Origin of the sequence: Lentzea albida, from assembly GCF_900111005.1 — a bacterium.
GTDB lineage: Bacteria > Actinomycetota > Actinomycetes > Mycobacteriales > Pseudonocardiaceae > Lentzea > Lentzea albida.
The window spans coordinates 207,172-218,250 of the sequence record NZ_FOFV01000013.1; the positions used below are offsets into that span (position 1 = coordinate 207,172).

Annotated in this window: 11 protein-coding genes; 7 read left to right on the top strand and 4 right to left on the bottom strand. The window is 69.6% G+C overall.

Going from position 1 to position 11,079, the window contains the following annotated elements:
* The first annotated feature begins 1 nt into the window (after window position 1).
* Window positions 2-643 carry a peptidylprolyl isomerase gene (locus tag BMY74_RS29295; RefSeq protein ID WP_089921712.1) on the top strand — a complete coding sequence of 214 codons (642 nt, stop codon included), beginning with the start codon at window positions 2-4 and terminating at the stop codon, window positions 641-643.
* A 10-nt stretch (window positions 644-653) separates the two neighbouring features.
* A complete protein-coding gene (gene cobF, locus BMY74_RS29300) occupies window positions 654-1,397 on the top strand; it encodes a precorrin-6A synthase (deacetylating) (protein ID WP_089921767.1) in 744 nt (247 codons plus the stop codon).
* Window positions 1,398-1,403: 6 nt separating this feature from the next.
* On the opposite strand, the gene BMY74_RS29305 is transcribed toward cobF, so the two are convergent.
* The gene (locus BMY74_RS29305; protein ID WP_089921768.1) at window positions 1,404-1,931 is read right to left on the bottom strand and encodes a TetR/AcrR family transcriptional regulator; all 528 of its coding nucleotides are present in this window, start codon (window positions 1,929-1,931) and stop codon (window positions 1,404-1,406) included.
* Window positions 1,932-2,065: 134 nt separating this feature from the next.
* Between BMY74_RS29305 and BMY74_RS29310 the strand changes: the two genes are divergently transcribed.
* From BMY74_RS29310 to BMY74_RS29320, 3 genes are all read left to right on the top strand, one after another.
* Entirely contained in the window at window positions 2,066-2,887 is an 822-nt protein-coding gene (locus BMY74_RS29310) for an oxidoreductase (protein WP_089921713.1), read from the top strand.
* Between the two features lie 38 nt (window positions 2,888-2,925).
* On the top strand, window positions 2,926-3,819 hold the full coding sequence (locus BMY74_RS29315; RefSeq protein WP_245786423.1) for a helix-turn-helix transcriptional regulator: 894 nt from the start codon (window positions 2,926-2,928) through the stop codon (window positions 3,817-3,819).
* 177 nt (window positions 3,820-3,996) lie between these two features.
* A complete protein-coding gene (locus BMY74_RS29320; RefSeq protein WP_245786424.1) occupies window positions 3,997-5,775 on the top strand; it encodes an alpha/beta hydrolase in 1,779 nt (592 codons plus the stop codon).
* 419 nt (window positions 5,776-6,194) lie between these two features.
* Here BMY74_RS29320 and BMY74_RS29325 read toward each other — a convergent pair whose 3' ends face one another.
* A complete protein-coding gene (locus BMY74_RS29325; RefSeq protein ID WP_089921714.1) occupies window positions 6,195-6,890 on the bottom strand; it encodes a PP2C family protein-serine/threonine phosphatase in 696 nt (231 codons plus the stop codon).
* Between the two features lie 53 nt (window positions 6,891-6,943).
* On the opposite strand from BMY74_RS29325, the gene BMY74_RS29330 reads away from it, so the two are divergent.
* Both BMY74_RS29330 and BMY74_RS29335 read left to right on the top strand, forming a co-directional pair.
* Entirely contained in the window at window positions 6,944-8,326 is a 1,383-nt protein-coding gene (locus BMY74_RS29330; protein WP_089921715.1) for an HsdM family class I SAM-dependent methyltransferase, read from the top strand.
* A gap of 16 nt (window positions 8,327-8,342) precedes the next feature.
* Window positions 8,343-9,290 carry a serine/threonine-protein kinase gene (locus BMY74_RS29335; RefSeq protein WP_089921716.1) on the top strand — a complete coding sequence of 316 codons (948 nt, stop codon included), beginning with the start codon at window positions 8,343-8,345 and terminating at the stop codon, window positions 9,288-9,290.
* Here the strand turns inward: BMY74_RS29335 and BMY74_RS29340 are convergent.
* Window positions 9,196-10,068, bottom strand: a complete 873-nt coding sequence (locus tag BMY74_RS29340; protein ID WP_281245007.1) for a DNA-3-methyladenine glycosylase family protein — start codon at window positions 10,066-10,068, stop codon at window positions 9,196-9,198. The genes BMY74_RS29335 and BMY74_RS29340 overlap by 95 nt on opposite strands.
* 131 nt (window positions 10,069-10,199) lie before the next feature.
* Entirely contained in the window at window positions 10,200-10,913 is a 714-nt protein-coding gene (locus BMY74_RS29345; protein ID WP_089921718.1) for a response regulator, read from the bottom strand.
* Window positions 10,914-11,079 lie beyond the last annotated feature (166 nt).

Below are 11,079 nucleotides of genomic sequence, written 5' to 3' on the forward strand. Positions count from 1 at the left end.
CATGAGGCTACTGCTCGCTGTGCTGATGATGGTCGTGCTCGCCCCGGTCGCGTCCGCCGCACCGGCGGCCCCGCCGACCGCGAGGTGCGAGTTCATCCCGACGCCGGAGAACCCGGCCGCCCGCCCGGTCCAGCCGCCGCGCGCCGTCGTGCCCGCGCGCGGCACCGTGAAGGTCACCATCGTGACGAACTACGGCGTCGTCATCGCCGCTCTGGACCGCGCCAACGCGCCGTGCGGCGTCGAGAACTTCGCCCACCTGGCGCGGAGCTGGTTCTACACGATGACGCAGTGCTGGCGCCTGACCGACACCACGCGCCTCGGCGTGCTGCAGTGCGGCGACATCTACCGCGCCGAGGAGGGCGGCCCCGGCTACCGGTTCGCCGACGAGGTGACGGGCAAGGAGACCTACGGGCGCGGCACCATCGCCTACGGCAACCAGGGGCCGGGGACGAACGGCAGCGAGTTCTTCATCGTGCACTCGTTCGCCAACATCCAGCCCGTCTACACGGTGATGGGGCACGTCACCCACGGCATGGACACGCTGGACCGGATCGTCGCCGCGGGCATCGTGCCGCAGCCGGACGGCCTGCTCGACGGCGCTCCGAAGAAGCCGGTGAGGATCCTGCACGTCGTCGCTGGTTAGGGTGTGGCCCGTGCGGAAGATCCTGGTCATCGGTATCGGCGCGGGCAACCCAGACCACCTGACGGTGCAGGCCGTCAAGGCGTTGCAGACGGTCGACGTGTACTTCGTGCTGGACAAGGGGTCCGTGAAGCAGGAGCTCGTCGACCTGCGCGCCTCGATCCTGGCGGCGCACGTGACGCGCCCGTACCGCTGGGTCGAGGGCCGGGACCCGGACCGCGACCGCACCCCCGCCGACTACGCCGCCACCATCGAGAAGTGGCGCCGCGACCGCGCCGACGTGGTGCTGTCGCTGCTGTCGGAACTGGGCGAGGACGAGGTCGGCGCGTTCCTGGTGTGGGGCGACCCGTCCCTGTACGACTCGACGCTGGCGATCCTCGACGACCTGCTGGCCCGCGGCTCGGAGTTCTCCGTGGAGGTGATCCCGGGCGTCACGTCGGTGGCGGCGCTGACGGCCGGCCACCGGGTGGCGCTGAACCAGGTCGGCAAGCCGGTGCAGATCACGACCGGCCGCCGCCTGGCCGAGGGGTGGCCGTCCGATGTGGACGACGTGGCCGTGATGCTGGACGCGTCGTACTCGTTCGAGGGCGTGGACCCCGACACGTGGATCTACTGGGGCGCCTATCTGGGGATGCCGGACGAGATCCTGGTGTCCGGGCGGGTCGGGGACGTGGCGGCGGAGATCCGCGCGGTGCGGTCCGCCGCACGTGAGCGCAAGGGCTGGATCATGGACACCTACCTGCTGCGTCGGCCCTGACCTCTCCTACTCGGCGACCAGCCGCTCGACGGAGCGGACGACGAGGTCCCTGTTCGCGTTCGGCGTGCTGAACGCGAGGATCGACATGTGCACGACCAGGTCCAGCAGGTCCGTGGCGTCGAACGCGGCGGTGATCCTGCCGTCCGCCTGGGCCTGGGCGACGGCCTCGACCTTGTGCCGGTACGCCTCGGCCTCCGGCTCCGGAACGGACTCGAACCCGTTCTCGAGCCGGTGGTACGCCGCGAGCCTGAGCAGGCGCGGCTCCTCCTGGTAGGCGTCGAACAGCCTGCCCGCGTAGCCGGGGAGGTCGTCGGGCGTGATCGGCACGTCGCGGACGACCCGGTCGATCTGGATCTTCAGCAGCTCGGTGAACAGTCCCTCCTTGCTGCCGAAGTAGGCGTAGATCATCGCCTTGTTGCACCCGGCCTTCGCCGCGATGCGGTCGACGCGCGCGCCGGCGATGCCGTACTCGGCGAACTCGTCGAGAGCCGCTTCGAGCAGGTTCGCCTTGGTCGCTTCCTTGTCCCTCGCCACGTCGTCCATCTTAACCAACCGGTTGGTCGAGACAACTAACCGTTTAGTTGACAGACTCGTGGGGACGTGCTTACCTAGCTCTACCAACCAAACGGTTAGTTAACTTATCCAACCGGTTAGTCAGGGAGCGGGTCATGAAGGTCGCACTGGTCACGGGAGCCTCGTCCGGCATCGGCGAAGCCACGGCGGTTGAGCTGCACAAAGCCGGCTACACGGTGTACGCGGCGGCGCGGCGGGTGCAGCGGATGGAAGGGCTGGCGGCGCAGGGCGTCAAGGTGCTCGAGATGGACGTGACCGACGACGAGTCGATGGTCGCGGGCGTCAAGAAGGTCATCGCGGAGTCCGGGCGGATCGACCTGCTGGTGAACAACGCCGGCTACGGGTCGTACGGGGCGTTCGAGGACGTGCCGCTGTCCGAGGGCAAGTACCAGTTCGAGGTGAACGTGTTCGGGCTCGCCCGGCTGGTGCAGCTGGTGGTCCCGCACATGCGGGCGCAGCGGAGCGGGCGGATCGTGAACGTCTCGTCCATCGGCGGCAAGATCTACGAACCGCTCGGCGGCTGGTACCACTCCACGAAGTTCGCGGTCGAGGGGCTGAGCGACTCGCTGCGCCTGGAGCTGAAGCCGTTCGGGATCGACGTCGTGGTGATCCAGCCCGGCGCGATCAAGACCGAGTGGGGCGGGATCGCCGTCGAGAACCTGCGCAAGCGGTCCGGCGAGGGCGCCTACAAGGAGCAGGTGCGGCAGCTGTCGGCGTTCTTCGGGCAGGTCGAACGCGGTTCGGAGCCCAAGGTGATCGCGGACGTGATCGTGAAGGCGGCCGAGGCGAGGAGGCCGCGCACGAGGTACGCGGCGGGGTTCGGTGCGGGGCCGATCCTGTTCGCGCGCAGGGTGTTGCCGGACCGCGGGTTCGACGCGCTGTTCCTCGGCGCGATGCGCCACGCGGGGCGTGTCTGAGCAGGTACCTTCGGTTCAGAACCACCGAGGGGAGTCGTGTGCACGAGGGGCTGTCGCCGGAAGCCGAGAAGCTCTACCTGGCGATGCTGCGGGGGGACGCCGACGCCGGGCTGGACCCAGCACGCGAGGAGCTCGAACGGCTGGGGCTGGTCAGGAACAACGACGTGCGCCCGCCCCGGTCGGCATTGGCGGCGATCGCCTCCGGCCACGAGGCCGCGGCCGCGCGGGCGCGTGAGACCGCCGAGGTCCTGGCCGCCGCCTATGCCGAGCGCGGCGCGAAGGAAGTCGACTTCGTCGAGGTGCTCAAGGGCGCGGACGAGGTGATCAGCACGTTCGAGGAGATGCAGAGCCAGGCCAAGTCGGCGATCCGGGCGCTCGACCCCGGTTCGTACCTGAGCCCGCAGCCGGAGGCGAGTCCCGCGCAGCCTCCGGCGCTGGCCCGCGGCGTCGCGTACCGGGTCGTGTACGAGTCGGCACTGCTGCAGACCGAACGCGGGCTCGCGTCGGTGCAGGAGAGCATCGCGGTGGGCGAGCAGGCGCGAACGTTCCCCGGCGTGCCGCTCAAGCTCGTGATCGCCGACTCGGACCGGGCGTTGATCGCGGTGCCGACCGTCACGGGCGGGAACGTCGTGGCACTTCTCATTCACCCGTCCGTGCTACTGAGCGCGTTGATCGAGTTGTTCGAGGCGTTCTGGCGCATGGCCGTGTCGATCACGCCCGGCGGCCAGGAGGACACGGACGCGGAGCCGACGACGGCCACCCGCCAGCTGATGGCGCTGCTCAGCGCCGGTCTGACGGACGAGTCGATCGCGCGTGAGCTCGGCATCAGCGAGCGCACGCTGCACCGCCGGGTGAGCCGGTTGCAGCAGTTGCTGGGGGCGCAGACCCGGTTCCAGCTCGGCGTGCAGGCGTCACGGCAAGGTTGGCTCTAGTCACGACTGGTAATCGAGACGCTGATCTTCATCACTCTGTGAACACGATCGGTGACGGTTTCCAGACATGGCGACTTTCTGCCATCACCCAGGAGTGTTAAACGCGGGCTTCACCCCTTCTCCTCTGATGCAAGCGCGGCCTCACCCGGCCGTGCGGGGGCAGGAAGGGATCCACCAGTGAGGAAGTACTTCAGAGGCGGCATCGCCGCGGTCACAGGGGCGTTGATCGCGACGAGCATCGTGCTCACGCCGACGGCGGGCGCGGCCGCCAAGCAGGACCCGGACACGCAGAAGCTCGCGGGCGCGCTCGCCACCCAGAAGGTCACCTGGGAGGAGTGCACCTTCCCCGGCGTCGCACCCGAGACCGTCGCGAAGTTCAAGACCGTCAAGGGCCTCGCCTGCGCGACCATCCAGGTCCCGCGCGACTGGCACAACCCCGCTGACGGCAACACGATCGGCATCCGCGTCTCCAAGACCGAGACCGCGCACAAGGGCACCAGCCGTCAGGGCATCGCGCTGGTCAACCCCGGTGGCCCCGGCGGCTCCGGCCTGCCGTGGGGCGCCGCGATGGCCCTGCGCGCGCCGGTCCTCGCCGGCCAGTACGACTTCATCGGTTTCGACCCGCGCGGTGTCGGCCTCTCCACGCCGCTCACCTGCAGCTACACCGTCCCGAACAGCACCGACGTCAACGTGCTGAACAAGGCGAAGGTCGACGGCTGCCTCGAGAACCCGCTGACGCAGTTCATCAACACCGAGCAGACCACCTACGACATGGACTTCATCCGCGTCGTGCTCGGCGAGAAGAAGATGAGCTACATCGGCTACTCCTACGGCACGTGGCTCGGCACCTGGTACGCCGCCACGTTCCCGAGCAAGGCGCACCGCTTCCTGCTCGACTCGGCCGTCGACGCCTCGCAGTCGACCCTCGAGAACACCTGGGACCTGCAGCCGCGCACCCGCGACCGCCAGTTCCAGGAGGCGCTGCTGCCGTTCATGGCGCGCAGCGACGCCAAGTACGGCCAGGGCACCGACCCGATGGAGATCCGCCGCAACTGGGAGAAGGCCGGCGGCACCCGTGAGTTCGTCGGGCAGCTGTTCGTCGCGTGGTTCGTGATCCCGGCCATGTACGACACCTCGCAGTACCACGTGGCCGCGTCCGCCGTGGCGTCCGTGATCGACGCCGCCGCCACCGAGGGCACCGCCTCGTCGTCGGAGAAGGTCGAGCAGATCGTCGCGAAGATGCTGACGATCCCGGGCCTCACCGACGAGAACAAGGCGTTCATCGCGAAGGCCAAGAACAACGCGCTCGCCGCCATCGCCAAGAAGGAGCGCGTCGCGGTGAAGACCACGACCGCCGCCGCCGAGGTCGAGACCTGGGACGCGTCGTTCGAGGCGATCCGCTGCCAGGACGGCCAGTGGAACCAGAACCTGCACTACTGGAACTACTGGCTCGCGGACCTGACCGTGAACGCGCCGTTCATCGCGCCGTTCATGAGCACGCCGCTCTGCGCCTACTGGCCGGCCAAGACCTCGATGCCGAAGCCGGACAAGAAGACGTTCCCGCGCCTGCTGATCGCGCAGTCCGAGCTCGACGCCGCCACCGCGTACGAGGGCGGCCTCGCCACCGCGAAGGCGCTGCCGGGCGCCAAGCTGATCAGCGTCGACAACGAGGGCTCGCACGGCCTGTTCCCGTACAACACGGACTGCGTCGACGACCCGATCGTCGCCTACTTCCAGACGGGCATCACCCCGCGCAAGCAGTTCACGGGCTGCCAGGCGCTGCCGCTGCCGAACGAGGACAAGACGTACGACGTCGGCGGCAAGCTCACCAACGGCAAGGTGAAGATCAAGATGATCACGCCGGCCGTCAAGGAGGCCAACAAGATCGTCAAGGACCTGCTGAGCGGGTCTTCGACGGCGGCGGCCGACGAGTCGGGCATGCCGGCCAACCTGTAGTGCCGCTGTAGAGCTGCGGCCCCCGGCGCGATGCGCCGGGGGCCGTTTCCATGCGCGAGGGGCATGCGGAGCGCGCGGGGCGAGACACGGGGGCGAGACACGGCGAGCGCTGCGCGAAGGTCGAGGTGGGCGGTGGCGAGCCGGGGCGCGGCGGCCGGTGGCGAGCTGCGGCGAACCGGGGCGCGGCGGTCAACGAACGGCGTCGAGCCAAGGGCACGGCGGTGCGGCGAGCGACGGCGAGCAAGCCGGGGGGTGGCAGTACGGGAGCGTGGGAAGGCGGTGAACAGAGGTCAGCGGTGCGGCAAGCAGCGGCCAGCCGGGGGCTCGGCAGAGCGTGAGGCAGCAGGGCGGGGGTGTACCGAAATGGCGAGCAGCGGTCAGCGAGAAGCGCAGCGAACCCGCGCGGGACATGCAGGCCTTTAGCGCTGCCACCACTTCTTGCGGACGACGTCCACGATCACGCACGTGATGTTGTCCGGCCCCCCGTTGCCGTTCGCCAGGGCGATCAACTGCCAGGCCGCCTCGGTCGCGTCCTCTGTGGACAGCAGGATCTCGTGCACGTCGTCGAGGTCCGTGTAGTCGGTGAGGCCGTCGCTGCACAGGAGGTAGCGGTCCTCGACCTTGGCCTGGTGCCACGTCAGGTCCGGGTCGTGCGAGTTGCCGGACTGCAGGGCCCGCAGGACGTACGCGCGGCGCGGGTGGACGAGGGCCTCCTCCGGTGTCATGCGGCCCGCGTCCACGAGGGCCTGGACCATGGTGTGGTCGTGGGAGAGCTGGCGGAGTTCGCCTTCCCGCAGCACGTACGCGCGGGAGTCGCCGATGTGGGCCAGCTGGAAGGCGAGGCCCTCCCAGCGGATGGCGGTCAGGGTCGTGCCCGCGCCCGCCGGGGTTTCGGCGTCGAGTCTGCGGGCGATCTCCGCGACCGCCGGGCCGAGGTCGCCCTGCCAGTCCGCCAGGACGTTGACCGCGAGTGCGCTTGCCACTTCGCCGTGCTCGTGGCCGCCCATGCCGTCCGCCACTGCCTGCAGGTCCTGGCGGACGTAGACCGAGTCCTCGTTGTGCTCGCGGACGAGCCCCGGATCGGTCGCCACGGCGATGCGCAGCTCGTGTGTCATGTTCCCAGTAGATCAGTTGTGAAGTGAGTTCACAAGCAATACGGTTGTGAACCATGGATGAGACTGTCAGCGCCGGGGACATTGCTCGCCTCGCCGAGGTGGGGCGGGCGGCCGTGTCGAACTGGCGGCGGCGGTTCGAGGACTTCCCCGCGCCGGTCGGCGGGACGGCCTCCAGTCCGTTGTACCTGTTGCGGGACGTCGAGTCGTGGTTGCAGCGCAACGGGAAGTCGTTCCGGGTGTCGCCGGCCGAGAGGTTGTGGACCCAGCTGCGGACCCACGACGACCTGAAGCTCGGTGAGGCGCTCGCCGCCACGGACGCGGACGCGGAGACGTTCGAGTTCCTCCACGAGCGCTACCTCGAAGCGCATTCGCGGCTGTTGAACCCCACTCCGCCCGAGGTCGTCGACATCGTGCTGAGCACCACCGACGGCGACACGGTGATCGACCCGGCCTGCGGCACCGGCAGCCTCCTCAAGGCCTCCCGGGCGCGGAACAAGATCGGGCAGGAGCTCGATCCGGTGTCCGCGGTCATCGCGCGCAGGAGGATGCCGAACGCGCAGATCTTCACCGGCGACTCGCTGCGGCACAACGGCGTCCAGGAGAAGGCCGACGCGGTCGTCTGCGATCCGCCGTGGCACGACCGCGCGTGGGGGCACGAGGAACTGGTCGGCGACGCCCGCTGGACCTACGGCCTGCCGCCGCGCGGTGAACCCGAACTGGCCTGGTTGCAGCACTGCCTGTCGCTCACGAAACCGGGCGGGCTCGCCGCCGTCCTGATGCCGTCCGCGGCGGCGTCCAGGAGGCCAGGCAAGCGCATCCGCGGCAACCTGCTGCGCGCCGGCGCGGTCCGGGCGGTCGTCACCGTGCAGCCGGGACGCGACCTGTGGCTGCTGCGCAACCCGGTCGGCCGCGCGCCCGAACACATCGCGCTGCTCGAGACACCGGGCCCGCTCGACCCCAACACGAGGGTCATCGACCTGCTCGACGACGACGTCGACCTCAGCCCGTCACGCCGCAGCGGCACCGACGCGTCCGCCTACCTCGCGGCCCAGCCGACGTTCGCCCTCACACCGCTGCCCGAGCTGCGAGAACAAGGAACTCCCCCGCTGACGACGATCGGTGAACTGGTCAAAGCCGCTCCCGGCAAGCACGTCGTCACCTCCCCCACCGGCGCGACGTACGAGATCGACCCGCGCAGGCTCGACCCCGACTTCCTCGAAGGCGTGCTCCGGGCCGCGTTCGCCCGCACCCCCACCGGGTCCACTCGGCTCGACGTCAGGAGGACGCAGGTCCCGTCGCTGCCGATCGACGAGCAACGCCGCTACGGCCGGACGTTCAGGCAGCTCAAGGCACTGGAGGACGGGCTGGCGGAGGCCGCGCACCTGGTCGGGCTCGGGTACGCGGGCCTGCTGGGCGGACGGATCGGGCCGGCGTGAGAGTTAGGCTTCCCGCGTGCTGATCGCCGACCGCTACGAGATCGACGACCTGCCGCTGGGGCGGGGTGGCATGGGTGCCGTGCACGAGGGCCGCGACCTGCGCCTGGACCGGCGTGTCGCGGTCAAGCTGCTGCGCCTGCCCGGCAGTGATGACGAGGTGGCGCAACGGTTCGCGCGCGAGGCGCGGATCGTCGCGAAGCTCGAGCACCCCGGAGTGCCCGTCCTGTACGACTTCGGGACGTTCGAGCAGCGCCTGTTCCAGGTCATGCAGTTCGTCGACGGCGTCACGGTGGCCGACCTGGTCGGCGAGTTCGGCCCGCTGCCGGAGGCCTGGGCCGCGAACATCGCCGCGCAGGCCGCCGCGGTGCTGGCCGCCGCGCACGAGGAAGGCATCTGCCACCGCGATCTCAAGCCCACCAACCTGATGCTGTGCCCGGACGGCGCGGTGAAGGTGCTCGACTTCGGCCTCGCGCTGCTCAAGGAGAGTGACGTGGCCCCGTTCAGCCGGGCGGGCCAGATCCTCGGCACCCCCAGCTACATGGCGCCCGAACAGATCCAGCGCGGGGTCGCCGAGCCGCGCAGCGACCTGTACGCGCTGGGCTGCGTGCTGCACGAGATGATCGCAGGTGAACAGCTGTTCACCGGTCCGACGGCCTACGCGGTGTTCGACAAGCACGTCAAGGAAGCGCCACCGAGGACCGGGAGCGCGCTCGACCCCGTCGTGCAACGGCTGCTGGCCAAGGACCCCGGCGACCGCCCGGCCACGGCGCTCGACGTTTTCGAGTCCCTGCAAGGGTTTGCGCAGGACCCACCGCCGTTGCCCGGCTTCGTGCGGGACGGCTCGACGGCGATGTACTCGAGCGTGCAGGTCAGGCCGGGATTCGGTTCACCTCGTGATCACCGGTCGCCCACAGGTGCTGCACCGCGTACGCCCGCCACGGCCGCCACGCCTCCGAACGCCTGAGCAGCGCGGCCGGCGTCGTCGGCAGGCCCAGCGCCTCCGCGGCCAGCCGGATGCCGAGGTCGGTCGGCAGGAACGCGTCGTCGTCCCCCAGGGAGCGCATCAGGATCGTCTCGACGGTCCACGGGCCGAAGCCGGGCAGCGACAGGAGCCATTCGCGTGCCACGGCCCTATCGGCGCCGGGAGACAGGTCCAAACCGGACTCCAGTGCACCGAGCAGGGCCGCCATCGTGCGGCGGCGCGACTCCGGCACCGCCAGCTCACCGACGTCGAACGCCAGCGGGAACGAGAACAGGTCCCCCACCGGCGTGCCGTAGGCGGCCACGAGCCGTGCGGCGTGCGTGCGCGCGGCCTTCGTCGAGACCTGCTGACCCAGCACGGCGCGGATCGCGAACTCCGCGCCGTCCACCGTGCGCGGCACACGGCGGCCAGGTGCGGCGGAAACAAGCGGCGCCAAAAGGGGATCCGCGGACAACGCGGCATCCACCACCAATGGATCGGCGTCGAGGTCCAGCAGAAACCGGCAAAGGTCCAGAGCTGTGGCCGAATCGCGAGGGTCGGACAGTTCCAGCGTGCAGGCGACGTGATCCGGGAACGGTTTCAGAGAGGCGATACCGAAACCGCAAGGGAGTCGCAAGGTTCGCCGGTAGACACCGTCGCGCCACTCCTCCACGCCGGGAACGGCGGTGGCGATGAGGTGGCCGAACAGGTTGTCGGGACACAGAGGTGATTGAAAGGACAACCGTTCCGAGAACGTGCTCAGCCGCATGCCGACCAGCATGACGCCATTCCTGTCGAGACGCTGGCGGGAAAGCGACATCAATCCGGACGGGGCCAACCGGGTGGACCTGCTTCGCCGCGTGAAAATCCGTGGCTAGGCTGGCCGCAGCGCCGTTGCAGCAGTTGTCGGGTTCAGCAGGGAAGGGCGGCGTCGCGTGCGATGAGAGCGGCCTGTACGCGGTTGTCGCACCGGAGTTTCGTCAGCAGTCGGCTGACGTGGGCCTTGATGGCCCCTTCCGAGAGGTACATGAGCCGTGCGATGCGTGCGTTCGCCATGCCCTGCGCCAGGTACACGAGCACTTCCTGCTCGCGTCGGGTCAGCAGGCTGATGCGGCTGCGTGCGGCGTCACGGCGTTCCGAGTCGGCACCGGTGAAGTGGTCGATCAACGCGCGCGTGGCGGACGGCGAGAGCATCGCCTCTCCGGCGGCGACGGCGCGCACGGCGTTCACCAGCGCGGCGGGTTCGCCGTTCTTGAAGAGGAATCCGGCCGCGCCGGCCCGCAGCGCGGGGAAGAGCAACTCCTCCGTCTCGGGCGTGCACAGCATGATCACCTGCGTGCCGGGCACGTGCCTGCGCACCATCCGCACGGCCGCGAGGCCCTCCATGCCGGGCATGGACGCGTCCATCAGCAGCACCTGCGGGCGTTGCCGCCGCGCCATTTCGAGCGCGCCACCGCCGTCACCGGCTTCACCGACGACCACGACGCCGCCGGACCGTTCCAGCACACCGCGGACGCCGGTGCGGATCAGCACCTGGTCGTCGGCGATGCCGACGGTGATCGTGCGCGGTTTGTCCACCAGTTGCAGACCTGCGCTCGCCCACGAAGTGCTCGTCGTCAACGTCATGCGGACTCCCTGTCAGACCGGACCAGCTTCCAGTTTGTTCCCGAACGAGCACGGCGGGAAGGCAGGCATAACGAAGAGGTTGCGAACCGTCTCGGTCGTACCAAGCCGTAACGGCTCGCACGGGACGCTTCACCACGCACCACCTGCAGCAACGCCGGACCGAGAC

Bases quoted from the DNA above. Each gene is read 5' to 3' on its own strand.
- BMY74_RS29310 (WP_089921713.1), top strand. From the start codon at position 2,066: ATGAAGGTCGCACTGGTCACGGGAGCCTCGTCCGGCATCGGCGAAGCC.
- BMY74_RS29345 (WP_089921718.1), bottom strand. From the start codon at position 10,913: ATGACGTTGACGACGAGCACTTCGTGGGCGAGCGCAGGTCTGCAACTG.
- BMY74_RS29295 (WP_089921712.1), top strand. From the start codon at position 2: ATGAGGCTACTGCTCGCTGTGCTGATGATGGTCGTGCTCGCCCCGGTC.
- BMY74_RS29325 (WP_089921714.1), bottom strand. From the start codon at position 6,890: ATGACACACGAGCTGCGCATCGCCGTGGCGACCGATCCGGGGCTCGTC.
- BMY74_RS29330 (WP_089921715.1), top strand. From the start codon at position 6,944: ATGGATGAGACTGTCAGCGCCGGGGACATTGCTCGCCTCGCCGAGGTG.
- BMY74_RS29340 (WP_281245007.1), bottom strand. From the start codon at position 10,068: ATGCTGGTCGGCATGCGGCTGAGCACGTTCTCGGAACGGTTGTCCTTT.